The sequence below is a fragment of the Roseibium sp. AWQ4_254 genome (assembly GCF_056161025.1).
The window spans coordinates 73,570-97,757 of the sequence record NZ_JBSWYH010000023.1; the positions used below are offsets into that span (position 1 = coordinate 73,570).

Genomic DNA, 24,188 nt, shown 5'->3' on the forward strand with positions numbered 1-24,188 from the left:
AGAAAACGGACTTTCCGGGGGAGCCCACCCATGGCCAGCGCGCCAACCCCTTTGCTGAATTGCAAGGGCATTTCCAAATTCTTTCCCGGCGCCATTGCGCTGGATGCCGTCGATCTGACGCTTTATCCCGGTGAAGTCCATGCCCTTTTGGGGGAAAACGGGGCCGGAAAATCAACCCTGATCAAATGCCTGACCGGCGCCTACCGGCGCGACGGTGGAACCATTCTCCTGGACGGCCAGGAGATTGCGCCGCGCAGCACGGAACACAGCCAGAAGCTGGGCATCGGCACAGTCTATCAGGAAGTCAATCTGCTGCCGAATTTGAGCGTTGCCGAAAACCTCTTTCTTGGCCGCCAGCCCGTGACGCGGGGCCTGATTGCCCAGCGCCGGATGCTGACCATGGCGCGCGACCTTCTGGCCGAGTTCGGACTGGACCTGAACCCGGCCGACCCGTTGTCGGCCTATTCGGTCGCCGTTCAACAGGTGGTGGCCATTGCCAGGGCCGTGGAACTGTCCGGCAAGGTGCTGATCCTGGATGAACCGACCGCCAGTCTCGACCGGGACGAGGTCGCGCTGGTGTTTTCGGTGATCGAAAAACTCAAGGCCCGTGGCCTTGCCATTGTCTTCATCACCCATTTTCTCGACCAGGTCTTTGAGATTTGCGACCGGGCGACGATCTTGCGCAATGGCCGGGTCATCGGCACGCGCAAATTGGCCGAAACCAGCCAGACCGACATCGTCACTTTGATGCTCGGCCGCCAGCTGGAAGACCGGATTCATGACCGCCCCCCCGCCGCCGCGGGAGACACTCTGATCCAGCTAAAGGATTTCGGCCGCCGCGGCGTGATTGAGCCTTTCGACCTGACGATCCGCAAGGGCGAGGTTGTCGGTCTGGCTGGCCTGCTGGGCTCTGGCCGCACGGAAACGGCCAGTCTTGTGTTTGGCGCCATTCAGGCGGACCAGGGCGAAGCCCTTTTGGAAGGCCGCAAGATCGCGCTGCGCAGCCCTCAGGAGGCCATCGGGCACCGCTTCGCACTGTGTCCGGAAGACCGGAAGAATGACGGCATTGTCGGAGACCTTTCGGTTCGGGAAAATATCGTGCTGGCCCTTCAGGCCCGCCAAGGCTGGTTCCGGCCGCTGCCCAAGGCGAAAGTCGATGAACTGGCTGAAGCCTATGTGCGGGCCCTCGACATCCGCCTTGCCAGCCTGGACATGCCGATCCGGCTTTTGTCCGGTGGCAATCAGCAAAAGGCGCTGCTCGCCCGCTGGCTGGCCACCAACCCGTCCTTTCTCATCCTGGACGAACCGACACGGGGCATTGATGTTGGCGCTCATGCGGAAATTATCGCCCTGATCGAGCAGCTCAGGGAAGACGGCATGGCCCTGCTGGTGGCCTCTTCAGAACTTGAGGAACTGGTTGCCTATTCCACCCGTGTCATTGTCTTGCGCGACCGTCGCCAGGTGGGCGAATTGCAGGGCGACGACATCACGCCAGCCAATATTGTCAGCGCGATTGCCGACGAAACCTGGGAAGAGGTCGTTTGATGCCCACTCAGCTGTCTTCAAGCCTCAAACGCCTCGCACCGCAACTGATCATCCTTGCAGCCGTGCTGGTCCTGAACGTTCTGGTCTTTCCGGATTTCTTCAAGATCGAATTCCAGAACGGCCGGCTTTTCGGCAATCTGGTTGATGTGCTGAACCGGGGCGCGCCCACCGCACTCCTGTGCATCGGCATGACGCTGGTCATTGCCACGCGCGGGATCGACCTGTCGGTCGGCGCGGTGATGGCCATTGCCGGAGCGGTGGCCGCCTCCCTCGTCACGGATGGCCAGTCCTGGCAGACCGCGCTTGCGGGCGCCCTTGCAACCGGCACCTTGTGCGGGATCTGGAACGGTTTTCTGGTGGCTTTCCTGCGCATTCAGCCCATTGTGGCAACGCTTGTGCTGATGGTGGCGGGCCGGGGCATCGCCCAGCTGGTGACCGAAGGCACAATCCTGACATTCGTCAATCCGGGCCTGATCCATCTGGGCGCCGGCACTGTCTTCGGCCTGCCCACTCCCATCCTGATCTGGCTGGTTCTTGGCTGTCTTGTGACCGCCTTGGTGCGCCGGACCGCTCTCGGCATGCTGATTGAGGCCATCGGCATCAATGAAAGCTCCTCCCGTCTGGCCGGGATCAACAGCCGTGTCCTCATCTTGTCCGTCTATCTGATTTCCGGGTTCTGTGCCGCACTGGCCGGTGTCATCGTTGCTGCCGACATCAAGGGGGCAGATGCGAACAATGCCGGGTTGTGGCTGGAGCTGGACGCCATTCTGGCGGTCGTGATCGGCGGCAATTCCCTGCTCGGCGGACGGTTTTCCATTCTCGCCTCGCTCATCGGCGCCTTGATCATCCAGTCGGTGAATTCGGTCATCCTTCTGTCCGGCCTGCCGCCGGAGTTCAATCTGGTGATCAAGGCGCTGATCATCATCGCCATTCTCATTCTCCAGTCGCCGACGGTCAAACACGCGCTTTATATCCTGCGCGCGTCCGCCCCGCCGCTGCCCTCCGACTCCGTTTCAGACGCGAAGGAAAGCACGCAATGATCCGCTCGACCCACCTCCCGCTTCTGGTGACCATTGCCACGTTCGTGCTCGCCTACAGCCTCTGCGCCTGGCAGTACCCGTCGATGCTGTCGACCCGGGTCTTCGCCAACCTTCTGACCGATAATGCCTTTCTCGGCATTGCCGCCGTCGGCATGACCTTCGTCATCCTGTCCGGCGGGATCGATCTGTCCGTGGGCTCCGTCATCGCCTTTACCGGTGTGTTTCTGGCCGTGATCCTGCGCGACACATCCATCCATCCGCTGGCCGCCTTTGCCCTGGTGCTGGTCATCACGATTGCTTTCGGCGCGGCCATGGGGGCGATGATCCACTATCTGGACATGCCCCCCTTTATCGTGACCCTTGCGGGCATGTTCCTTGCCCGTGGGGCCGCCTATGTCCTGTCGACGGAAAGTGTACCGATCACCCACGAATTTTATGACACTCTTCAGTCACTCTACTGGAAGGCTCCGGGCGGTGGCCGTTTCCGCCTGACCGGCCTGATCATGCTGCTGGTGTTTGTGGCCGGGATTGTCATCTCCCGCCGGACCCGGTTCGGCCAGAATATCTACGCAATCGGCGGAGGCCTTTCGACGGCAAAGCTCATGGGCGTGCCACTGGCGACCACCACCATCGGCATCTATGCGGTTTCCGGGGGGCTGGCCGGTCTCGCCGGGATCGTCTTTTCGCTCTACACCTCAGCCGGGTATTCGCTGGCCACCGTCGGGGTGGAACTGGATGCCATCGCCGCTGTGGTTATCGGAGGCACGCTTTTGACCGGTGGCCGGGGCTTTGTTGCCGGAACCTTCTTTGGCATCTTGATCATGGGCTTGATACAAACATTTATTGTTTTCGACGGTACCTTGTCGAGTTGGTGGACCAAGATCGTCATCGGATGTCTGCTTTTCGGCTTCATATTGCTGCAGAAGGGTCTCACTTGGGCAACGACACTCCGCCAAAAACCAGCGATCGCGTTCGCCGCGCACTCATGACCTTCGTCACAACCGGCGGACTGGGCAACCAAATCGGCAACCAGACCGATCAGGTTGTCGAACAGCTTGGCAAGGCCATCGTTGCGGGAGAGTATCCTCCCGAGACGATGATTCCGCTCGACCCGGATATCTGCGAGATGTTCAACGTCTCCCGCACCGTCGTGCGGGAGGCCAAGAAGACGCTGATTGCCAAAGGGCTGATCCAGTCCAAGGCGAAGGTAGGCACCCATGTCCGGCCGGCCACCGGCTGGCATATGTTTGACCCGGATGTGCTGCGCTGGCACGCGGCCTTGAAAAATGCCCACCCCTATCTGGAAGAACTGTTCGAGATCCGGCTGATTTTCGAACCGGCCGCAGCCAGTCAGGCCGCCCGCCGGGCCAGCGATGCGGATTGCGTTGCCTTGTCCAGACTGTGTGACAACCTGGCTCGCGGAGAAGACCGGGCCGCTATCGCCATTGCGGATCTGGAATTTCACAAGCTGATCCTGAAACTATCCGGAAACCGGTTTCTCCAGTCGCTTGGTGATCTGGTTCAGGCAGCGCTCTATTCGCTGTTTGTCGCCGAGGCCAATGAGCGCAATGATCAGGAAGCCAGAGAATTTGTCGCCCGCCACCGGGCCATTGTCACCGCCATCACCGCCGGAGACGCGGCCGCTGCTGCCAAGGCGATGGAACATGTCATTCTTGAAGGCCGCCGCGCGGAACTTCAGACATAACCAACGCCCTTATCCCATCCTCTTGAAAACCCATGGCAAACCGGCACTCCGCCGGTCTGCCGAAGCGCATATCAGGCGCGCAGCAGGAGCATATTGCAGGCGGGTCAAGCCGCGCGGACCTGCGTGAGAAAAGCCCCGACCCCGTCCTGAAGCACGCGGGCGCGCTCTGTCAGCTTGTCGGCTGCAAGACGCACCCCGCTGCAGGTCCGCTGGGTTTCCTGTGCCGCCTCAGCCACCTTGCCGACGCTGCCGGTGACCAGCTGGGTGCCTTGAGAGGCTTCACAGGCGCTTTTGGCGATCATCCGCGTGGCGCCACCCTGCTCTTCCGAAGAGGCCGCCACGGTCTGGGCCAGGGCGCTTATCTTCTGAACAGATTCTGCAATCTTTTCAACCGCCTCAACGGAATGGCCGGACGCCTGCTCAATTTCCTCTATCTGCGTCTTGATTTCATCCGTTGCCTTCGAGGTCTGTTCAGCAAGCTGCTTGACCTCGGAGGCCACGACTGCAAAGCCCTTGCCGGCCTCCCCGGCCCGTGCCGCCTCGATGGTGGCGTTGAGGGCCAGAAGATTGGTCTGCTCGGCAATCGCCTGAATAAGATTGGTCACCGCCGCCACTTTTGACACGACTTCGCTCAATTTGTGAACAGCCTGGGTCGTGCTCTGGGTTTCGTCCGCGGCCGCATTGGACAGATCCGAGGCATCGGAAATCTGCTTCGATACATCCAGGATCTTGGCCGACAGTTCCTCTGCGGCAGCGGCCACGGTTTTCACATTTCCAGACGCCTGCTCAGCCGCCGAGGTGGCTGCAACCACTTCCTCGCTCGCCTCATTGGCAACCGCAGACATGGCTTCTGCATCCTGGAACAGCTGTTCGGCCGCGCTCAGGACATCCCCGACAATGCCCCCCACAGTGTCCTCAAAACTCGAGGCCAGCGCACTCATCTCTTCCCGTTTTTCCGCTTCGGCCCGGTCTGCCTGCAAGGCTTGCTCTTCGCGCAGGCACCCGGTTTCCAGGGCAGTCTGCTTGAAGATGGCTGTGGCCCGTAAAATCTCGCCAACTTCATCCTGGCCCCGTGCTTGGGGCACCTCAACCGACAAATCCCCTTCGGCCAGCTTTTTAACCGTCCCGGCCAGATTGGGCAGAAGCCGGACCGGCCTCAGACACCAATAGGCAACCGCACTGCCGATCACCACTGCAATGCCGCAGATGGTTGCCATCAGCACCTGAAGCCCTTCAATGACCCGGTTCACCTCCACGCCAATGGCATGGTTCTTGGCTTCCTGCAGGTCGATAAACTGGTTGATCCGCTTAAGCCAGATGACAAAGGCGGGCCGGGCCTCGGCCATCAAAAGCGTCTGGGCTTCAGAGATCTGCCCCGCCTTGCGAAAGGCAATCACCTTCGCAATCAAGGGCATTGTATGGGCCCCGATATCGTTGATGCTGCCCAGGATCTTCAAGTCTTCCGCTGCGGACATGTCGCCCGGTTTGAGGATCTTGCTCATGACGGCAGCGGCCTTGGCATAGAACGCTTCCAGCCGGGCAATATCGGTCAGTGCCTCCTCAAGCTCCTTGTCCGATGAGACCAGAACCACATCGCGCAAGGCGATGGCGCGGTCATGGACGCTGCCCCTGAAGTTGATGGCCTGGCGCTGGCGGACGCTGTTGACGTCATTCACTTCGCTCAGGTTGGCGTTTACGCCATTGACTTCATGAATACCGTAGCCTGCGATCAGAACAGCCAAAATCAATACGAATGCAAATCCAATCGTCAGGCGCGCAGAAATGCTGATGTCTTGCAGGATTCTCATTTCACACCTCAACTGATGAAACATCTTGAGGTTGAAAGGACCAAACTAACGATTGGTAAAAATTAAAATTAATTCTAGATATTTCTTACAGTGTATTGATTTAATAGATTAATTTATTCAACCCCGGCAAAAACCCATCAGCTTTCCGCTTCGGGAATCTGTAGAAAACAGGCACATCACCACTGGCAAAGAGCTGTGCGCCCAGGCTCGCTGTCTTCCCTTGGAGCAAGTCGCCTTTCATCAGGTTCACCTTTCACTGCCTGAAATCATGGATCTCAACGCAAATGACGAAACGGTTTGAACACATAGGAACGCGACACGCGCCCCAACGTCAAAAATGGAAGTCGTCGGCCGTCACCCGGCGCCCCAGGGCAAGCGCGTCACACACATGGATCATGGGAGCCAGATCCAGATCACTGCGCCTGGATGCAACCAGATCCGCCATGCGGGCATAGAGATTGGCATATTCATGATCGCCGCCCTGCCGGACCAGTTCTCCCTCAACGTCTAGCCGTGCCCCACCAAGGGATAGCCTTGCACTGCCCTCATCCGTGTCCACAAGAATATCCCAGGTTTGCGGCCCTTCCTGGCGCCAGTCGAAAGCGGCCGACACCTGCGCTCCGCCGGGATCGGCAAAGCTGAGCCTGGCCGCGATCGGCGTGGCCCGGTTTGCCGGGACCTCCAGCGTTGCCTCTTTCAGATGCACGGGATGGGGCAAGATTTCCGTGAGGATGGACAGGGCATTGATGCCCGGGTCAAAAACGCCCATGCCGCCTGGCTCCCAGATCCAGTCCTGCCCCGGATGCCAGCGGCGCACATCTTCCTTCCAGGTGATCTCCAGCCGTTTCAGGCGGCGGACTGCCAGCCACGCTTTCAGATCCGGAACACAATCTGCGTAGCGCGAATGCCAGGTTGCGAAGATCGACACCCCCTGTTTGAGGGCAAGCCCTTCCAGCGTGAAACACTCTGCCAGGCTTTGGCCCGGTGGCTTTTCCAGCATCACATGCTTGCCTGCCTTTATCGCTTTGGCCGCATAGTCGAACCTTGGCTGCGGCGGAATGGCAAGCGAGATCGTGCTGATATCCGGCCGCCGTTCCAAAAGTGCATCCAGCGATCCGTAATTTTCAACGCCCTGAACTTCCGCGTTGCGGCTCACCACCGCTTCAAGTGACCAGTCCGGATTGTCCGCAATTGCTGGAAGATGCTGGTCGCGGGCGATCTTGCCAATGCCAACCAGGGCCAGTTTTTCACTCATTAGTGGGAATCCTTTGGCACGGCGGAGCCCCGGCAGCCTTTGAGGAAATCAAAGTCAGCGCCCGTATCTGCCCCTTCGACATGGTCATGATAGAGCCTTGCATACCCGCTTTGCGGCACCTCGTGGGTCGGGGTCCAGGCGGCAAGGCGGGCTTTAAGCTCCTCTTCCGGGATATCCAGGTGGAGCCTGCGGCCCGGTACATCCAGCTCGATCATGTCACCGGTGCGCACAACGGCCAGCGGTCCGCCTGCGGCCGCTTCCGGTGTCGTGTGCAGAACCACAGTGCCATAGGCTGTGCCGGACATGCGCGCATCGGAAATGCGCACCATGTCGGTGATGCCCTGTCTCAAGACCTTCGGCGGCAAGCCCATATTGCCGACCTCCGACAGGCCCGGGTAGCCTTTGGGGCCGCAATTCTTCAGGACCATCACACAGGTCTCGTCGATCTCCAGCGCCTCATCATTGATACGGGCCTTGTAGTCGTCAATGTCTTCAAACACGACGGCCCGGCCCCGGTGTTGCATCAGATGGGGCGATGCCGCAGACGGTTTCAGGACCGCGCCGCTGGGGGCAAGGTTCCCCTTCAGAACAGCAATTCCACCCTGCTGGGTCAGGGCCTTCTCCGCAGGCAGGATGACATCCTCGTTCCAATTCCGTGCATCCTTGACCTGCTCCCAAGCGGTTTGACCGGAGACGGTCAGCGCCTCCTTGTGCAGCAGCCCTGCCTCGCCGAGATGGCGCAGCACCACCGGCAGGCCGCCCGCATAGAAAAACTCCTCCATCAGATATTTGCCCGACGGCATGAGGTTGACGATGGTCGGAATGTCTCGCCCGAGCCGGTCCCAGTCCTCCAGGGTGAGATCGAGGCCCACACGCCCGGCAATAGCCAGAAGATGGACCACGGCATTGGTCGAACCGCCAATCGCCCCATTGGTTCGGATCGCGTTTTCAAAGGCCTGACGTGTCAACACGTCGGAAGGCTTCAGATCGTCCTTGACCATCTGCACGATGCGCCGCCCGGACAGATGCGCCATGACCCGGCGCCGGCTGTCCACGGCCGGAATGGCCGCATTCCCGGACAGCGCCATGCCGAGCGCCTCCGCCATGGAGGCCATGGAGGAGGCCGTGCCCATGGTGTTGCAGGTGCCCGGCGACCGGCTCATGGCCACTTCCGCCTCCAAAAACTCCTCACCGCTCATCTCGCCCGCTTTCACGGCTTCCGAGAATTTCCACAAATGGGTGCCGGAGCCGACCCGCTCCCCTTGAAACCACCCATTCAGCATGGGCCCACCGGTGACGACGATCGCCGGAAGGTCCACAGAGGCTGCGCCCATCAACAGGGCTGGCGTTGTCTTGTCACAGCCCACCAGAAGCACCACTCCGTCCAGCGGGGTGGCGCGGATCGCTTCTTCCACATCCATGCTGGCCAGATTGCGGAACATCATGGCAGTAGGCCGCAACGTGCTTTCCCCAGTGGAGAACACCGGAAATTCCAGCGGGAAGCCCCCAGCTTCATAGATGCCGTGTTTGACCCGCTCCGCCAGATCCCGCAAATGGGCATTGCACGGCGTCAGCTGGGACCATGTGTTGCAGATCCCGATCACCGGCCGCCCGTCAAACAGGTCATCCGGCAGACCCTGGTTCTTCATCCAGCTGCGATGGTAGATGTGATCGCGGCTTGTGCCGCCGAACCATTCGGCGGAACGCAATTTGCGGGGCCAGTCTGCCGGTTTGAACGCCATTCCTAAAGCACTTTCACAATCGCGGCTGAGGGATCGCTTGCCTGAAACGTCAGCCGGTTTTTAAGAGACACACCGAATCCTGGCGCCGAAATTTCAATCTCGTCCCCCTCCCGGCAGGACATCCCGTCCGCAAAGGAGAGTGTTGCGGTTCCGAACATGTGCACATGCAGATCGCCGGGCTGGCGGAAAACGTCATATTTGAAATGGTGGTGTTCCAGATTGGCAATGGTGTGGGACATGTTGGCTTCGCCGGACAGGAACGGCTTCTCCCACACCACGGCCCCGCCCCGGAGGATCCGGCTTGTCCCTTCAACATTGTCCGGCAGCGGCCCGACAAGCATTTCCGGCCCGAAAGAGGCAGGCCGCAGCTTGGAATGGGCAAGATAGAGGTAATTCTGCCGCTCCATCACATGGTCGGAAAATTCGTTTGCGAGCGCAAAGCCGACCCTGAACGGTGTGCCGTCCCCGGCCACCACATAGATGCCTGCAATTTCCGGCTCTTCGCCGCCATCTTCACAAAAGCCCGGACTGACAAGATCACCGCCGGGGACAACGGCGCAGCTGCCATTGCCCTTGTAGAACCATTCCGGCTGCACGCCCGCTTTGCCCGCATCCGGCCGTCCCCCGGCAAGGCCCATGCGGAACATTTTCATGGAATCAGTCACATGGTCGTCAGCATCCGGCTGATCTCCCGCATGCATCGCATCCCGTGTGGCCGCCGAACCCAGATGGGTCAGACCCGTTCCGGTCAGGTGCAAATGGGCCTTGTCCGGATGGTGGATCGGCAGAAGCAGACGCTTCTCGTCTGCCAGCCGGTCCAGATCGACAGCGGTTCCAAGCGCATGGCCGCGAATGCACTCGGTCAGGGTCTGGCCGTTTTCAATGGCCCGCAGGACCAGGTCATAGCTGGAGGCAGCACCTTGCAGAAGACAGGCTTCGCTGCCATTGCGGATGACGACGCCGACAGAGCCGTTCTCGTGGAGCATCTGGGAAATAAGCATCGGATCAGCCCTGCTTGTTCTTGTTGTAGACATCGAAAATAACGGCGGCGAGCAGCACCAGCCCCTTGATCATCTGCTGATAATCAATACCGATGCCCATGATCGACATGCCGTTGTTGAGAACCCCCATCAGGAACGCCCCGACCACCGCGCCGATGATCGTGCCGACACCGCCCGACATGGAAGCGCCACCGATGAAGACTGCCGCGATCACATCCAGTTCCAGGGCAAACCCCGCTTTCGGGGTGGCGGTGTTGAGACGCGCGGCAAAGACAAGCCCTGCGGCGGCGGCCAGAACACCCATATTGGTGAAAGCCAGGAAGGTCAGCCGCTCGGTCTTGATGCCCGACAGCTTGGCCGCTTTCTGGTTGCCGCCAAGCGCGTAGATCCGGCGCCCGATGGTGGTGGTTTCCGTAATGAAGGCATAGATGACTGTCAGGATGCCCATGGTAATCAGCACATTCGGCAGGCCCCGGAAGACCGACAGCTTGAACATGACGAAGATCAGCGCGGAGGCAACAATGACCGTGCGCGCCACGAAGAAACTGAACGGCTCGTCCTCAATGCCATAGGCCTTGTTCTGGGCCCGCTGGCGCATGCCGATCCAGACAATAAGAGCGGCGGCGGCAATTCCGGTGACAAGGGCCAGAACATTGACCTTGCGCACGCTGAACAGTTCCGCCAGCCCCTGCCCGAGGCTTGCCGGGAAAATGTCCGGAACAAATCCGGTAGCGATCACCTGGAATTCCTTCGGGAACGGACCGACCGACTGGCCTTCCAGCAGCCACAGAGACAGACCGCGGAAAACAAGCATGCCCGCCAAAGTCACGATGAAGGACGGGATCTTCCAATAGGCCACCCAATAGCCCTGCGCCGCACCGATCAGCCCGCCAACCACCAAACAGGCAATGATGGTCACCAGCACATGCTGATCGAAATTGACGATCATGACGGCGGCCAGGGCCCCGATAAACCCCATCACCGAACCGACCGACAGGTCGATATTGCCCGAAACGATGACGACGAGCATGCCCAGCGCCATGATGATGATATAGGAGTTCTGCAACAGCAGGTTGGTGACATTGACCGCGCGCAGCAAGGTGCCGTCCGTGACGATCTGGAAAAACGCCATCACAGCGATCAATGCAAACAGCAGACCGTATTGTCTCAGATGAGATGACAGATACTCGCCGATGCTCTTGGTTTTTGGGGCCGGGCCGGCCTGCGTGTCGCCTTGTGCCAGTTCCATGGGTCTTGCTCTTTCACTCGTTGACTATGAGCGACATGATGCGCTCCTGACTCGCGTCCCGGGCGTTCAGTTCGCCCACGAGAGCCCCTTCATTCATGACGTAGATCCGGTCACACATGCCCAGCAGCTCCGGCATTTCGGAGGAGATCATGACGACCCCCTTTCCCTGATCTGCCAGGTCGTTGATGATGGTGTAGATCTCGTATTTCGCGCCGACATCGATCCCGCGGGTCGGCTCGTCCAGGATCAGGACTTCCGGCGAGGTGAACAGCCATTTGGCCAGAACCACCTTCTGCTGGTTGCCGCCGGAAAGGTTGACCGTTTTCTGGAAGACGCTCGGCGTCCTGATCGCCAGCGCGGACCTGTAGTCCTCGGCCACCCTTGTTTCCTCATTGCGCTTCAGGATGGACCCGGAGGACACCCCTTCCAGATTGGCCAGCGTGGTGTTGAAGCGGATGGTCTCGTCCAGCACCAGACCGAGCGCCTTGCGGTCCTCGGTGACATAGGAAATGCCGGAGGCAATCGCCCGGTCGACGCTGCTCACGTCAATCGGCTGGCCGCGCAGTTTCACAGACCCGGAAATGTTACGGCCGTAGGAGCGGCCGAACAGGGACATGGCCAGCTCGGTGCGCCCGGACCCCATAAGGCCCGCAATGCCGACCACTTCCCCTGCCCGCACCGTGAACGAGGCATTGCGGATGACCTTGCGTTCCGTGTGTTCCGGATGCCAGACAGTCCAGTCCGACACGTCCAACAAGGTCTCACCGGGACTGCGCTCATGTTTGGGATAGCGGTGCGTCATATCCCTGCCGACCATGTCGCGCACGATATCGTCTTCGCTCAAGCCGTCCGCCGCATCCAGATTGGAAACGGTGGTGCCGTCCCGGATCACAGTGACCGTGTCGGCCACATAACGCACTTCGTTGAGCTTGTGCGAAATGATGATACTGGTGACGCCCTGGGCCTTGAGTTCCAGCATCAGGTCCAGAAGCTTGCGGCTGTCATTTTCCTGAAGGGCCGCAGTCGGCTCGTCCAGGATCAGCAGCTTCACATCCTTGGACAGCGCCTTGGCGATTTCCACGAGCTGCTGCTTGCCGACACCGATGGAATCCACCTTTGTGGTGGGAGCTTCCTGCAGGCCGACCTTCGCCAGAAGCTCTCCGGTGCGCCGGTTGGTTTCGCGCCAGTTGATCATGCCCTTGGCAGCGCATTCGTTGCCCAGAAAGATGTTCTCGGCAATCGACAGTTCCGGCACCAGGGCAAGTTCCTGGTGGATGATGATAATGCCCTTCCGCTCGCTGTCGGAAATGCCTGAAAACTTTGCGGTTTCGCCTTCAAAAACGATATCGCCTTCATAGTCCCCGTGGGGATAGACCCCGGACAGGACTTTCATGAGGGTGGATTTTCCGGCGCCGTTTTCACCGACAACCGCATGGATCTCGCCTTCCTGAACATTCAGGTTCACGCGATCCAGGGCCTTCACACCCGGAAAGGACTTGCTGATATTTTGCATGGAAAGGAGTGCCATGACCCCGAAACTCCCGCTGGCGCTAAAGGACCCGCCCGCAGCCTTCAAGACCGCGGGCGGGACAAGTTTGAGAGTGAGGCTTATTTGACCTGGTCGGCGGTGTAGTAGCCGCTGCCGACAAGGATCTCTTCCCAGTTGCTGGCATCGACTGCAACCGGCTCCAGCAGGTAGGACGGCACCACCTTGACGCCATTGTTATAGGTCTTGGTATCGTTGATTTCCGGCTCGCCGCCATTCAGCAGGGCTTCGACCATGCCGACAGTCACCCGCGCCAGTTCCCGGGTATCCTTGAAAACGGTCGAGTATTGCTCGCCGGCCAGGATCGACTTGACGGACGGAACTTCGGCGTCCTGCCCAGTCACGATCGGCATCTTCTGGTCGCCAGAGCCGTAGCCGACCCCTTTCAGCGACGAGAGGATACCGATCGACAGGCCGTCATAGGGGCTGAGTGCACCATGAAGTGTTTTGTCTGTGTAGTGAGCGGACAGGAGGTTATCCATGCGGGCCTGGGCAACAGCCCCGTCCCAGCGCAAGGTCCCGACCGTGTCCATTCCCATCTGGCCTGACTGGATCACGATGGTGCCGTCGTCAATCAGCGGCTGCAGAACCGACATGGCCCCATCGTAGAAGAAATAGGCGTTGTTATCGTCCGGCGAGCCGCCGAAGAGTTCGACATTATACGGCCCGTCCCCGAACCGTTCTTTGAGGCCGCTGACCAGCGAGGTCGCCTGCTGGACCCCGACCTTGAAGTTGTCGAAGGTTGCGTAATAGTCGACATCGCCGCTGTCACGGATGAGGCGGTCATAGGCAATGACCTTGATGCCGGAAGCCGCGGCGTTTTCAAGGGCGTTGGACAGTGTGGTGCCGTCAATCGCGGCTATGACCAGCACGTCCACTCCCTTGGTGATCATGTTTTCGATCTGGGCGAGCTGGTTCGGAATATCGTCTTCCGCATATTGCAGGTCGGTGGCATATCCTGCGGCGTTGAACTGCTCGACCATGGAATTGCCGTCCGAAATCCAGCGGGCGGACGATTTGGTGGGCATTGCGATGCCAATGGTACCTTTGTCCGCCGCCAGGGCGACGCCAGACATGAGGGTTGCAGCTGCCGCGGCTGCGACAAGCGCCTTCGTTACAAATTTCATCTTTTCCTCCCAGCCGGTGCTTGCCGGCCATCAATATGCCTATGCATGCAAGCGCCTTGCATGGTCTTTGTGATGTGAAAATTTGACATGACCGTCAAATTATTATTCGTTATCTTTTCATACTATTTTTGGTATACTCTTAAAGGTAGCGAGACCTATGCCATTGGATCTGGTCCGGCGGGGCCTGAAAATCTCCCATTTACGGCTGCTTGCGGAGCTCGCCCGGCAAGCCCGGCTCACCGAGGCAGCGCTTGCGCTCGGCATCACACAACCGGCAGCATCCCGGCTGATTGCCGAGATTGAGCGGATCACGGATGCGGAGATCTACCAGCGCAGTGGCCGTGGCATCGAGCTGACGGATGTGGGCCGCACGTTGGCAGAGCGCTGTGTGCGGGTGCTTCAGGAATTTGCCGATGCGGGCCGGGACATCGAGCAGCACAAGGCGGGCCAGAGCGGCCATGTCAGCATCGGCTCTGTCACTGGTCCAGCCATTGAATATGTGATCCCCGCGCTCCGGCAGATCCGTCTCAGCTATCCGGACATCACGCTGTCGGTGGAGGTGGGCACCAGCCGGGTGCTGGCGCCGATGCTTCTGGAGGGGCGGTTGGACTTCTCTTTGAGCCGTGTGCCGACCAACGAAGACCCGGCGCTGTTTGAGGAAAAGCCGCTCACCCGCGAGCCGACCTGCATGATCGCCCGCGCCGGCCACCCGCTGACCCGCAGCGGTCCGCCCATTGCCGCGGAAGCGCTGCTGGCCTTCGACTGGGTATTGCCCTCGATCGGCTCCCCGATCCGCACAACAGCCGAACAGGCCTTGCGGGACAGGGGCTTGGCCTTGCCCTCACGCGTTCTGACCACCTCGTCCTTCCTGTTCACCCTGGCCACCATCCAGCAGACAAATGCCATCGGCCCGGTTGCCCAGTCGGTCGCCGCCAGCTTCACAGCCGCCCCGGACACAGACCTGTCCGGCACACTTGTCACCCTGGACACTGACCTGCCGCTCTCCGTTGAGACCTATTCCTTCCTGACCCGCAAAGCCCAGGTCCTGACCCCGGCCGCAAAGATTGTCGCGTCTCAAATCTTGCGGGCAGTGACGGGGTAAGCGGGCGGGGTGCAGCAGCGCAGGAAAGACGTTCAGGCACAGGCATTTGCCAGAGTGTTGTCACCAGCAGATCTGTCTGAACAGTCTAATTTCTTCAAGGGAAAGAGTGGTGCCCAGAGGCGGAATCGAACCACCGACACGCGGATTTTCAATCCGCTGCTCTACCAACTGAGCTATCTGGGCGTGCTTGCCGGACCAAAGAAACGCTGCCGTTCGCCGAAAGCCCGGTCCTTATAGAGGCTGGTTCTGAGCTTGTCCAGCACCCCGGCAAAGTTTTTTGCATTCAGAAGACTTTCCGGCTGGGGAAAACTTCAAATACGCGCAAGCCTTTGAAAAACAATTTTTTTCATGCCCCACAGCCGGTTCCTCCTATGGGGACCGGAGGTCTTCCAAGAGAGGCCGGGACACCCTGCCCGCAGAAGGGGCAACGGGCTCCCAAGGGGCAAAGCAAAGCGAGCACTCCTCCCCCGCCCTCTGGGCCGCCCCGGCCCTGCGCCGGGGACAAAGCTGGACCCATGTCCGGGCGGCTCCCGGAGTTCCGCTGCGCTGCGTCCGGGACGGCGCTTTGGCGTGTCACGATCAATCGGATTTGCCTGTTGCGGCCTGACATCAGAGATTTCAAAGCAAGGGACAAAACGCTTTGAAACCATTGGAACGCGACACGCATTGAAACTGGGTGGGGCCGCGCGCTTCAATGGCGCTCTTTCAAGGAGGCCTTTCCGTCGTCTTTCAGACACGTAAAAAGCGCGCCGGAAAGCGGCGCGCTTTCAAATGGGGAATGACAAAGTCTGCTTATTGCTCGGAAATCCGGCCGTCCGTATAGGGCTTGTAGCCATTGTGGGAGGCCAGATACTCGGCCACGACCGCTTCCAGGCCGGGGCCGTAGTCATAGGCGTTCATGCCGTTGGCCGAGAATACCTTGTAGCCGTCGCCGCCGCCGCGCATGTAGTTGTTTGAGACAACGCCATAGACCTTTTCCGGGTCAAGCGGCACAAAGGCCCCGTCTTCCAGAACTTCCACTACCAGAATGCGGCTGCCCGGGTCTTTCTTGCGGGTCCAGGAATATTTAAGACCAGCCACCTGCGGGAAGCGTCCCGCCCCTTCCTCCACCTGAGACACACCGTTTTCCAGCGCGGCAATGATGTCGGCGCCCTTGAGCTGGAAGGTGGACAGGGTGTTCTGGAACGGCAGAACCGTCAGGACCTCGCCCATGGTGACCTCACCGGCATCTATGGAGGCGCGCAGGCCGCCACCATTCTGGATCGCAACCTGAATGCCCTGGTCCTTCACCCGGTCCAGCATGGCATCGGCCACCAGCGTGCCCATCTGGCATTCGCCAGCGCGGCAGGAGCCCCGGTCGCCATCAATCACGGCCTCACTCCCCCCAATCACCCTGGATTTCAGCTCTTCAATCGGTGCGGCCAGTTCAGCCACCCGCTTGGCAAAGCCCTCATCGGGTGTGACAGACGCATCCAGCAGGATGGGCTCGCCTTCCGCTTTGATCAGATTGCCGTCATCATCCCAGGTGACTTCCAGATCGCCCAGGAACTTGCCATAGGCATAAGCCTGAACAATCGGGACCTCCTTGCCCTCCGGGTTCTTGACCTGCACCGGATACGGCCCTTCGGCCCGTTCCTGGGTGTTGGACAAAAGCGTGTGGGAATGGCCACCGACAATCACATCAATGCCGGAGACGGCTGCCGCGATCTCCTTGTCGCGGGACAGGCCCATATGGGTCACGGCGATGATCTTGTTAACCCCGGCCGCTTCCAGACCTTCCACCGCGCCTTTCAGATAGTCTTCCGCCTGAATGAACCGGACTCCCTCGCCCGGCGAGGACGTATCGACCGTATCTTCCGCCAGCGCGGACACAATACCGATCTTCTCCCCGCCCCGTTCCAGAATCAGAACACCGGGGATCTTGCCCTTGAGTGCCGGCTCGCCATTCACGTCGATATTGCCGGAAATCACCGGGAACGTGACCTTGCCGAGGAAATTCGCCAGGCCGTTGGGACCATCATCAAATTCGTGATTGCCCACGGCCATCACGTCAATGCCAAGGCCATTCATGAACTCAGCCGCAGCGTCGCCTTTGTAGGTGGTGTAGAAGAGCGAACCTTGGAACTGGTCACCAGCATCCACCGTGATCACGTTCTTGCCTTCGCCTTCAAGGACGGCGCGACGCTCTTCCAGCATGGTCTTGATGCGGGCGATGCCGCCGAAACATTTCCCTTCCGCCTCAGAGTCCGCGTCGCAGGTGGAATCGTATTTGTTGATCGATTCAATGCGCGAATGCAGATCGTTCAGATGCAAAATCGACAGGGAATAGTCGGCATATGCCGCGCTGGACAGGGCTGTCGTCATGGACAGCACGGCGGCGCTCAGAAAAAGGTTCTTCATCGGACCCTCACCCTTGATACTGTTTGTTATAAAGGCCACGGCAGTTCCGCCGCCCCGTTCACCCGCCCTGCCCGCGCAGACTTTCACAGCGCCAGTAAGCGCATCCCAAAGCGCCCACGCTCTGCGGACCGCAGCGCATATGCCGGGCGGCCGGTGTCGCCAGATCTTTGTTCAGATTTGTGACAACTGCAAGAGAGCTTCGCCCGATAGACTGCACTTAATTTAGTCGGATAACTATTTTTATCTGCTGCGAAAATAGATTACGTAGCGCAACACTCGATCAACTTGACGTTTAGTCATCCGAGAGCCTGACGCAAATCGCGGTTATTCAAGAGCATTCTCTTTTGCCTGCTGCGGTGAGATCAGGAACCTCACAAGAGGCACGGCACATCCGGGGACGCACAGTTTGAGCTGTCCACAGATGACACTGTGCCCCCGCAGGTGACAAACTCACTCGTCGGGAAAGTTGCTCTCGTCAATGTCGTCGGTCTCGACAACCGGAATCGTGTAGCCTTCCGAAAACCAGCGGTTCAGGTCGATCTTGGCACAGCGGTCCGAACAGAAGGGATAGTCTTCGCGGGTCGACAGTTTTGAGCAAATCGGGCAGGGCCGCATGCGCCGATCAGAAGGATTGCTGTCACTTTTAGTCATGGTTCCGGCTCCCCTTGTCCCTGCCCCCAAATCCATTGCTGTCTTCAGGCGGCGGCGTTGGCCCAGCCCTGGTGCACCGGATATCCGGCCGCATTCAACAGCCCGGCTGTTTCCACCAGGGGCAAACCGACCACGGACGGATAGGAGCCGACCAGCTTGACGACAAAGCTGCCTGCTAGCCCCTGGATGGCATAGCCCCCCGCCTTGCCGCGCCATTCGCCCGAGGCAATATAGTCGTCCATATCCTTGCGGGTCAGCCGCTTGAAGCGCACCCGGGTTTCTACCAGTTTGGAGCGGAGCTTGCCGTTTGCGTCCGACACCGCCACCCCTGTAAAGACCCGGTGCCCCCGGCCCGACAGAAGCGACAGGCACAGGACGGCCTGCTCGGTGAGTTCCGCCTTGGGCAGGGCCCTGCGGCCGACGGCCACGACCGTGTCGGCCGCCAGCACGATCCCGCCCCTCATGTCCGGCAACGCATCAGCCTTTGCGCGCACGGCCTGTGCCTTGGCGCGGGCAAGACGCACAGCCAGGGCGCGCGGGGTCTCATACTTTTTCGGGGTCTCGTCAATATCGCCCGGCAGGAGATGGTCCGGGTCCAGCCCGATCTGCTGCAGCAGCGCCAGGCGGCGCGGTGAAGCGGATGCGAGGATCAGCTGAGGGACATTGGTCATGAAAGCGCCTTGCAGCCCGTGCCACCGTGTCACCGCTTATTTGAAGCGGTAGGTGATCCGCCCCTTGGTCAGGTCATAAGGGGTCATTTCCACCAGAACCTTGTCGCCCGCAAGGACACGGATCCGGTTCTTGCGCATGCGCCCGGCGGTGTGGGCAATAATTTCGTGATCATTTTCCAGTTTTACGCGGAACGTCGCGTTCGGCAACAGTTCTGTTACGACGCCCGGAAACTCCAGAGCTTCTTCTTTGGCCATTTGATATCCTGAATAAAGCGGGTCCTGCCCGCGGGTGCGCGGCAAACTAACGGATAACCGATGGAAAGTGAACCTTTCTTTCCAACCCGTCCCAAAAGAACCCTCAGTCGGCTGCAGCCGGTGTCCAATCGAGCCGTTTCTTGATGCGAAGCGCCAGCTGATCGCGTACCGCGCGGTATTCCTCCAGGATACGGTCCCGGCTGCCGGTGGCCAGTGTCGGATCCATGGTCGGCCAGTATTCCACCTCCACCGCATCCGTGCGGGTCATGTCGAGCGCCTTGTGGTGGGCTTCAGGTGCCAGGGTCACGATCAGGTCGAAGCCGGATTCGTCCAGCTCCTCGAAAGTCTTGGGGCGGTGGCGGCTCATGTCGACACCAATTTCGGCCATCACCGCATCCACAAACGGGTCCACCTTGCCCTCGCGCACCCCGGCCGAACGTACATAAATCTTGCCTGGAAACAGCTGCTGCGTCAGGGCTTCGGCCATGGGCGAGCGGACGGAATTCATCCCGCAGGCAAACAGAACCGCCGTCGGACGCAGGCCCGGGCCGGTCATTCGGCTCAGCCCTTCCAGTGCAGGGCATAAACGAGGGTAAACAGGCGCCGGGCTGTCTGCATATCCACCTCGATCTTCCCCTCCAGCCGCTCCATCAGGATGGCCGAGCCTTCATTATGCACCCCGCGCCGCCCCATATCGATTGCCTCGATCTGGCTGGGGGTCGCGTGGCGGATCGCCTCATAATAGCTTTCGCAGATAAGATTGTAGTCCTTGACGATCTTGCGCAGGGGCGACAGGGACAGGACATGGGTCACCACCTCCTGCCCGGCTTCCGTTGAAATCCGGAAGACAAGCTTCTTTTCCACCACCGCAAGATTGAGAATGAAGTTCTGAGGCGGATGCCCGGCGGGCTGAAACCGGTTTTCCTCAATCAGGTCATAGATCGCCACGGCCCGGTCATGCTCCACTTCCGGGGTGGAGCGGGCGATGGAGGCTTCGTCCAACACCACATCCACCAGCCGGCCGCCGGCAGAGGAAGGACTGGAACTGGAGCGGGTGTCACCCATCTGCGGGAAGCCTCCTGCGTGGTTTCAGCTACATGTTCAGCCGGATGGACACAGAGCGCGCATGCGCGGACAAGCCCTCGGCTTCCCCAAGCGCAATGGCTGCGGGTCCCAGCTGGCGCAGGTTATCCGCATTGCATTTCAGGATCGAGATGCGTTTCACAAATTCCATCACCGAGAGGCCTGAGGAAAAACGGGCCGAGCGGGCCGTCGGCAGCACGTGGTTGGTGCCCCCCACATAGTCGCCAATGGCCTCCGGCGTATAATGGCCCAGGAACACAGCGCCCGCATTGCGCACTTTTTTCAGCAAATGCTCGGGATCGGCGACGGCCAGTTCCAGATGCTCCGGGGCGATCCGGTTGGCCAGCGGCATCGCCTTGTCCAGGTCGTCCACCAGAATGATGGCGCCAAACGCGTCCCAGCTGGCCCGGGCGACCTCTTCGCGTGGCAGAACCTTTAGCTGGGCCTCAACCGCCTTTTCCACCTCGGCCGCCAGCGCGGCACTATCGGTGATCAGGATCGATTGGGCCGCTGTATCATGTTCGGCCTGGGCCAGAAGGTCCGCCGCGAGCCAGTCCGCATTGTTGTCCCCATCCGCCACGATCAGCACTTCGGACGGCCCGGCGATCATGTCGATGCCGACCGTGCCGAACACCCGGCGTTTGGCGGCGGCCACAAAAGCGTTGCCCGGCCCGACAATCTTGGCCACCGGTGCAATGGTCTGAGTGCCATAGGCCAGAGCCGCCACTGCCTGGGCGCCGCCAATGCGGTAGATCTCCGAAACGCCCGCGATCTTCGCAGCCGCGAGAACGAGCGGGTTCAGGACCCCGTCCGGACTTGGAACCACCATGACAATGCGCTCCACCCCGGCGACTTTCGCCGGCAGCACATTCATCAACACAGAGCTTGGATAATTGGCCAGGCCGCCGGGCACATAAACGCCGACCGCGTCAACCGCCGTCCACAGGGAACCGAGTTCCACCCCAATCGCGTCCGTGTAGCGGTCATCGGCGGGCATCTGGCGGGCATGGTGGGCCAGGATACGGTCATGGGCCAGTTGCAGCGCCTCAAGGGTGTCTTGCGGCACTGCCTTGACGGCGGCCTCGATCTCACCGGCGGAGACGGTGAGATCGGCCATGGAGGCGGCCTCCAGCCGGTCGAATTTGGCGGTATAGTCAAGCACCGCCCGGTCGCCCTGTTCGCGCACATCCTCAAGGATGCCGCGGACAATCTGGTCGACATCTTCCGAGACTTCGCGCTTTCCGGCCAGAAGCGCCTTGAAAGCGGCCTCAAATCCGGCGTCGCTGCTGTTCAAGCGGAGAACCACGTTTTGCTCCATGCTGTTGGGGGCCTTTTCGGGGCCTTTGTTCTGGACGGCAGATCCTACCGCCTTTAAATGCGGGATCCAGAGCTTTCCGGTGACCTGATCCTCCCGGCAGTCTCACACCCTGCGAGAGGTCGCAATTCTAGATGCAGTCTGCAGTCTGAGGCGCCGGAATGGCAACTGGATCAGCTGCCAAGATCATGCTTTGGCAGATTGGGCGTTGACCACGCAGCTCCCAGATCCGAGAGCTGCGCCTCGATACATTCCACCTGAAGGGCAAGGCTCGCACCGCCAGCAAAGGCAAGCTGAATCGTGCCCGACGGGTCTTCGCCTGGCTCAAACGTCACCGCCAGAAGCTCCAGTACCTCGCCCCTGGCCTCCTGGCGGATGTTCTGTCCCTTCATGGCGGTGACCTGGGCAATGGCCAGGGCCGAACGGCGGCGCTCATGTTCCTTCGTGCGCTTGTCGGCTTTCTTGTCCCAGACAAAGCGGTTGAGCACAAACACCGCCTTCTTTTCCCTGGGCAGATAGCGGATGTCAGCAACGGTCAGAACGGCGTCCTGCAAATGGGCGGAGAGAACCTGAAGATCTTCCTGGTCGAGCGCGGCGAGTTTCAGTTGATCCATGGCGGCGTGATCGTGATCCGTTTTGTTTTTCGCAGCGCCCGGGAGGTCTCAGGGGCTGCACCACTTAGAATGTGTTCACGTAATGGGGATTGCCGCATTTTGCAACGCGCGAATGGCATCCGGGCACACCAGCGCCGGACCATCGGGGCGCAACACCCGATCAAAAACAGGATAGCGGCCCCCAGATGGTTGACTTTCAGATCCGGCGGAGCCGCTCCCCGGGACAGCCTATCCCGTGCGCAGGCGGCCCATGAAGCCGTCGATTTCCCGGCGCAGGACGCTGGCGGGCATTGCCAACTTAATTTGGCCGGACCGCATGGGAGCCCTTCTTGGGCGGATTTCAGGCGTTCATCTCACCGGTGTCGTCCTGCCATAGTCCGAATACATCTGCCCTTGCGTGCCGGCATGAGGCGGCCGACAGGGTGTATCGACGGCGACGGGGCCTGAAGATCGTGTTGATCTGATCGAGGGCGGACAGAAACCGCTGCACTCGCCGAGGCCATTTGAACCGGCCCATAAATTTCTCCCGTTTGCGCGTCGGGCGGTTGGAATTCTCAATCCTGTTATGATGAAAGCTGATTTGGGAATCCCTTACATGCAGACGCCGTCAGGAGCCTCTTGCTATAAGTTTGCACCATTTGATGCTGGAAAGCAGACCCGGTCAAATCGTGCAGACTTATCGTACGATGCTCTAACCGGAAATGCGTTCGATCTGGGCACCGCAGCGGGTCAACTTGTCTTCCAGGCGCTCAAAACCCCGGTCCAGATGATAGACCCGGCTGACCGTGGTCTCGCCCTCGGCCGCAAGACCGGCGATCACAAGGGAGACGGAGGCACGCAGGTCCGTTGCCATGACGGGCGCGCCGCGCAAGGTTGAGACACCTTCCACAGTCGCCGTGCGGCCATCCACCTGAATCTGGGCCCCAAGACGCGCCAGTTCCTGAACATGCATGAACCGGTTTTCAAAAATGGTCTCGGTGATGCGGCTGGAGCCGCCGGCCTTGGTCATCAATGCCATGAACTGGGCCTGAAGATCGGTCGGGAAGCCCGGGAAGGGTTCCGTGGTCACATCCACCGGCTGAATGCCATTGCCGTTCCGGTAGACCTTGAGACCCTCGGAGGTCTGGGTGATGTCCGCGCCGGTCTGACGCAGGGTGTCCAGCGCCGTGTCCAGAAGCGTGCCCTGGGCGCCCTGCAGCAGCACATCGCCGCCCGCCATGGCCACCGCCATGGCATAGGTCCCGGTCTCGATCCGGTCAGGCACCACCGCGTGATGGGCCCCGTGAAGGCGCGGCACGCCCTTGATGCGAATGGTCGAGGTGCCCTCGCCCTCGATCTGCGCGCCCATGGCCTTCAGACAGCGGGCCAGATCAACCACTTCGGGCTCGCGGGCCGCATTGACAAGTTCGGTCTCCCCCTTGGCCAGGGTTGCCGCCATCATGATCGTGTGGGTCGCACCAACGGAAACTTTCGGGAACGCCACACGCGCGCCTGTCAGACCGTTCGGCGCACGCACAACCACATAGCCCCCTTCAATCTCGATCTCGGCCCCAAGGGCGCTCAGGCCGTCAATGAAAAAATCGACAGGGCGGGTGCCGATGGCACAGCCGCCGGGCAGCGACACCCGCGCTTCGCCCATGCGGGCCACCAGCGGGCCAATCACCCAGAAACTGGCGCGCATCTTGGAGACAAGCTCATAGGGCGCGGTGGTGTCGACAATCTCGCGGGCAGTCAGGTTCAGCGTTTGTCCGGCCAGCTCATCCTGGCCGTTGCGCTTGCCATTGACAGAATAATCCACCCCGTGATTGGACAGGATCTGGGTCAGAAGCGCCACATCGCGCAGGCGCGGCACGTTGGACAGCGTAAGGGTCTCGTCGGTCAGAAGCGACGCTATCATCAATGGCAGCGTTGCGTTCTTGGCCCCGGAAATCGGAATGACACCATTCAGCTCCGCCCCACCGACAACCTTGATACTGTCCATATGCCACCCCGGCCGGGCTTGAGCCCCGGCAACGCTTGTTGAAATTGATCGGTCACACCAAACCTGCGGTCTACACACAAGTTGTGGTCCATGCAAGA

21 protein-coding genes, 1 tRNA gene and 1 pseudogene are annotated in these 24,188 nt (G+C 60.3%); 5 read left to right on the forward strand and 18 right to left on the reverse strand.

The features are described 5' to 3' along the window. The first annotated feature begins 30 nt into the window (after nt 1-30). The 4 genes from ACXAIC_RS17695 to ACXAIC_RS17710 are packed head-to-tail and all read left to right on the forward strand — an operon-like array spanning nt 31 to nt 4,290. A complete protein-coding gene (locus ACXAIC_RS17695) occupies nt 31-1,545 on the forward strand; it encodes a sugar ABC transporter ATP-binding protein (RefSeq protein ID WP_475183031.1) in 1,515 nt (504 codons plus the stop codon). Further along, a complete protein-coding gene (locus ACXAIC_RS17700) occupies nt 1,545-2,585 on the forward strand; it encodes an ABC transporter permease (RefSeq protein WP_475183033.1) in 1,041 nt (346 codons plus the stop codon). Before ACXAIC_RS17695 ends, ACXAIC_RS17700 begins: the two co-directional genes overlap by 1 nt. After that, nucleotides 2,585-3,574, forward strand: a complete 990-nt coding sequence (gene yjfF, locus ACXAIC_RS17705) for a galactofuranose ABC transporter, permease protein YjfF (RefSeq protein WP_475183133.1) — start codon at nt 2,585-2,587, stop codon at nt 3,572-3,574. Before ACXAIC_RS17700 ends, yjfF begins: the two co-directional genes overlap by 1 nt. Continuing rightward, a complete protein-coding gene (locus ACXAIC_RS17710) occupies nt 3,571-4,290 on the forward strand; it encodes a FadR/GntR family transcriptional regulator (RefSeq protein ID WP_475183038.1) in 720 nt (239 codons plus the stop codon). Before yjfF ends, ACXAIC_RS17710 begins: the two co-directional genes overlap by 4 nt. Before the next feature lie 104 nt (nt 4,291-4,394). Here the strand turns inward: ACXAIC_RS17710 and ACXAIC_RS17715 are convergent, their stop codons facing one another. From ACXAIC_RS17715 to chvE, 7 genes are all read right to left on the reverse strand, one after another. Then, nucleotides 4,395-6,098, reverse strand: coding sequence for a methyl-accepting chemotaxis protein (locus ACXAIC_RS17715; protein WP_475183044.1), 1,704 nt, complete (start codon nt 6,096-6,098; stop codon nt 4,395-4,397). A 331-nt stretch (nt 6,099-6,429) separates the two neighbouring features. Continuing rightward, nucleotides 6,430-7,353, reverse strand: coding sequence for a Gfo/Idh/MocA family protein (locus ACXAIC_RS17720; protein ID WP_475183047.1), 924 nt, complete (start codon nt 7,351-7,353; stop codon nt 6,430-6,432). Continuing rightward, nucleotides 7,353-9,095 carry an L-arabinonate dehydratase gene (araD, locus tag ACXAIC_RS17725; RefSeq protein WP_475183050.1) on the reverse strand — a complete coding sequence of 581 codons (1,743 nt, stop codon included), beginning with the start codon at nt 9,093-9,095 and terminating at the stop codon, nt 7,353-7,355. Before araD ends, ACXAIC_RS17720 begins: the two co-directional genes overlap by 1 nt. A gap of 2 nt (nt 9,096-9,097) precedes the next feature. Continuing rightward, complete coding sequence (gene araD1 / locus ACXAIC_RS17730) at nt 9,098-10,096, reverse strand: AraD1 family protein (protein WP_475183052.1); 999 nt, start codon at nt 10,094-10,096, stop codon at nt 9,098-9,100. Between the two features lie 4 nt (nt 10,097-10,100). Then, nucleotides 10,101-11,345 carry a multiple monosaccharide ABC transporter permease gene (gene mmsB, locus ACXAIC_RS17735; RefSeq protein ID WP_475183054.1) on the reverse strand — a complete coding sequence of 415 codons (1,245 nt, stop codon included), beginning with the start codon at nt 11,343-11,345 and terminating at the stop codon, nt 10,101-10,103. A 13-nt stretch (nt 11,346-11,358) separates the two neighbouring features. After that, nucleotides 11,359-12,873, reverse strand: coding sequence for a multiple monosaccharide ABC transporter ATP-binding protein (gene mmsA / locus ACXAIC_RS17740; protein ID WP_475183057.1), 1,515 nt, complete (start codon nt 12,871-12,873; stop codon nt 11,359-11,361). Between the two features lie 80 nt (nt 12,874-12,953). Further along, nucleotides 12,954-14,018, reverse strand: coding sequence for a multiple monosaccharide ABC transporter substrate-binding protein (gene chvE / locus ACXAIC_RS17745; protein ID WP_475183059.1), 1,065 nt, complete (start codon nt 14,016-14,018; stop codon nt 12,954-12,956). 157 nt (nt 14,019-14,175) lie between these two features. On the opposite strand from chvE, the gene ACXAIC_RS17750 reads away from it, so the two are divergent. Then, nucleotides 14,176-15,120: a LysR substrate-binding domain-containing protein gene (locus ACXAIC_RS17750; RefSeq protein WP_475183061.1), complete on the forward strand. Its 945-nt coding sequence runs from the start codon at nt 14,176-14,178 to the stop codon at nt 15,118-15,120. Nucleotides 15,121-15,227: 107 nt separating this feature from the next. Here ACXAIC_RS17750 and ACXAIC_RS17755 read toward each other — a convergent pair. The 11 genes and pseudogenes from ACXAIC_RS17755 to murA form a co-directional block, all read right to left on the reverse strand. Continuing rightward, a tRNA-Phe gene (locus ACXAIC_RS17755) sits at nt 15,228-15,303 on the reverse strand. Nucleotides 15,304-15,912: 609 nt separating this feature from the next. Further along, nucleotides 15,913-17,520, reverse strand: a complete 1,608-nt coding sequence (locus ACXAIC_RS17760; protein WP_475183066.1) for a bifunctional metallophosphatase/5'-nucleotidase — start codon at nt 17,518-17,520, stop codon at nt 15,913-15,915. 450 nt (nt 17,521-17,970) lie between these two features. Continuing rightward, entirely contained in the window at nt 17,971-18,171 is a 201-nt protein-coding gene (gene yacG, locus ACXAIC_RS17765; RefSeq protein ID WP_475183071.1) for a DNA gyrase inhibitor YacG, read from the reverse strand. A 44-nt stretch (nt 18,172-18,215) separates the two neighbouring features. Then, nucleotides 18,216-18,842: a Maf family nucleotide pyrophosphatase gene (locus tag ACXAIC_RS17770; protein WP_475183075.1), complete on the reverse strand. Its 627-nt coding sequence runs from the start codon at nt 18,840-18,842 to the stop codon at nt 18,216-18,218. A gap of 36 nt (nt 18,843-18,878) precedes the next feature. Continuing rightward, nucleotides 18,879-19,097 (reverse strand): translation initiation factor IF-1, encoded by a 219-nt coding sequence (gene infA, locus ACXAIC_RS17775; protein ID WP_006939340.1) that lies wholly within the window; start codon nt 19,095-19,097, stop codon nt 18,879-18,881. A 103-nt stretch (nt 19,098-19,200) separates the two neighbouring features. Further along, a complete protein-coding gene (locus ACXAIC_RS17780; RefSeq protein ID WP_475183078.1) occupies nt 19,201-19,653 on the reverse strand; it encodes an arsenate-mycothiol transferase ArsC in 453 nt (150 codons plus the stop codon). Between the two features lie 5 nt (nt 19,654-19,658). Beyond that, on the reverse strand, nt 19,659-20,162 hold the full coding sequence (locus ACXAIC_RS17785) for a UPF0262 family protein (RefSeq protein ID WP_475183081.1): 504 nt from the start codon (nt 20,160-20,162) through the stop codon (nt 19,659-19,661). A gap of 28 nt (nt 20,163-20,190) precedes the next feature. Continuing rightward, a complete protein-coding gene (gene hisD, locus ACXAIC_RS17790) occupies nt 20,191-21,486 on the reverse strand; it encodes a histidinol dehydrogenase (protein ID WP_475183084.1) in 1,296 nt (431 codons plus the stop codon). Nucleotides 21,487-21,668: 182 nt separating this feature from the next. Next, nucleotides 21,669-22,109, reverse strand: coding sequence for a DUF2948 family protein (locus ACXAIC_RS17795; protein WP_475183088.1), 441 nt, complete (start codon nt 22,107-22,109; stop codon nt 21,669-21,671). A 340-nt stretch (nt 22,110-22,449) separates the two neighbouring features. Further along, nucleotides 22,450-22,677, reverse strand: a pseudogene (locus tag ACXAIC_RS17800) (IS6 family transposase); the annotation flags it as partial. A 123-nt stretch (nt 22,678-22,800) separates the two neighbouring features. Further along, on the reverse strand, nt 22,801-24,090 hold the full coding sequence (gene murA, locus ACXAIC_RS17805) for a UDP-N-acetylglucosamine 1-carboxyvinyltransferase (RefSeq protein WP_475183093.1): 1,290 nt from the start codon (nt 24,088-24,090) through the stop codon (nt 22,801-22,803). Nucleotides 24,091-24,188: the final 98 nt, after the last annotated feature.

What these genes read in the sequence shown, in the direction of transcription:
- ACXAIC_RS17710 (WP_475183038.1), top strand. Translation starts at nt 3,571, where the DNA reads ATGACCTTCGTCACAACCGGCGGACTGGGCAACCAAATCGGCAACCAG.
- infA (WP_006939340.1), bottom strand. Translation starts at nt 19,097, where the DNA reads ATGGCCAAAGAAGAAGCTCTGGAGTTTCCGGGCGTCGTAACAGAACTG.
- ACXAIC_RS17750 (WP_475183061.1), top strand. Translation starts at nt 14,176, where the DNA reads ATGCCATTGGATCTGGTCCGGCGGGGCCTGAAAATCTCCCATTTACGG.
- ACXAIC_RS17770 (WP_475183075.1), bottom strand. Translation starts at nt 18,842, where the DNA reads ATGACCAATGTCCCTCAGCTGATCCTCGCATCCGCTTCACCGCGCCGC.
- murA (WP_475183093.1), bottom strand. Translation starts at nt 24,090, where the DNA reads ATGGACAGTATCAAGGTTGTCGGTGGGGCGGAGCTGAATGGTGTCATT.
- ACXAIC_RS17760 (WP_475183066.1), bottom strand. Translation starts at nt 17,520, where the DNA reads ATGAAGAACCTTTTTCTGAGCGCCGCCGTGCTGTCCATGACGACAGCC.
- ACXAIC_RS17715 (WP_475183044.1), bottom strand. Translation starts at nt 6,098, where the DNA reads ATGAGAATCCTGCAAGACATCAGCATTTCTGCGCGCCTGACGATTGGA.
- ACXAIC_RS17695 (WP_475183031.1), top strand. Translation starts at nt 31, where the DNA reads ATGGCCAGCGCGCCAACCCCTTTGCTGAATTGCAAGGGCATTTCCAAA.
- mmsA (WP_475183057.1), bottom strand. Translation starts at nt 12,873, where the DNA reads ATGGCACTCCTTTCCATGCAAAATATCAGCAAGTCCTTTCCGGGTGTG.
- ACXAIC_RS17700 (WP_475183033.1), top strand. Translation starts at nt 1,545, where the DNA reads ATGCCCACTCAGCTGTCTTCAAGCCTCAAACGCCTCGCACCGCAACTG.
- araD (WP_475183050.1), bottom strand. Translation starts at nt 9,095, where the DNA reads ATGGCGTTCAAACCGGCAGACTGGCCCCGCAAATTGCGTTCCGCCGAA.
- yacG (WP_475183071.1), bottom strand. Translation starts at nt 18,171, where the DNA reads ATGACTAAAAGTGACAGCAATCCTTCTGATCGGCGCATGCGGCCCTGC.
- ACXAIC_RS17720 (WP_475183047.1), bottom strand. Translation starts at nt 7,353, where the DNA reads ATGAGTGAAAAACTGGCCCTGGTTGGCATTGGCAAGATCGCCCGCGAC.
- chvE (WP_475183059.1), bottom strand. Translation starts at nt 14,018, where the DNA reads ATGAAATTTGTAACGAAGGCGCTTGTCGCAGCCGCGGCAGCTGCAACC.
- ACXAIC_RS17795 (WP_475183088.1), bottom strand. Translation starts at nt 22,109, where the DNA reads ATGGATCAACTGAAACTCGCCGCGCTCGACCAGGAAGATCTTCAGGTT.
- mmsB (WP_475183054.1), bottom strand. Translation starts at nt 11,345, where the DNA reads ATGGAACTGGCACAAGGCGACACGCAGGCCGGCCCGGCCCCAAAAACC.
- ACXAIC_RS17780 (WP_475183078.1), bottom strand. Translation starts at nt 19,653, where the DNA reads ATGACCGGCCCGGGCCTGCGTCCGACGGCGGTTCTGTTTGCCTGCGGG.
- ACXAIC_RS17785 (WP_475183081.1), bottom strand. Translation starts at nt 20,162, where the DNA reads ATGGGTGACACCCGCTCCAGTTCCAGTCCTTCCTCTGCCGGCGGCCGG.
- araD1 (WP_475183052.1), bottom strand. Translation starts at nt 10,096, where the DNA reads ATGCTTATTTCCCAGATGCTCCACGAGAACGGCTCTGTCGGCGTCGTC.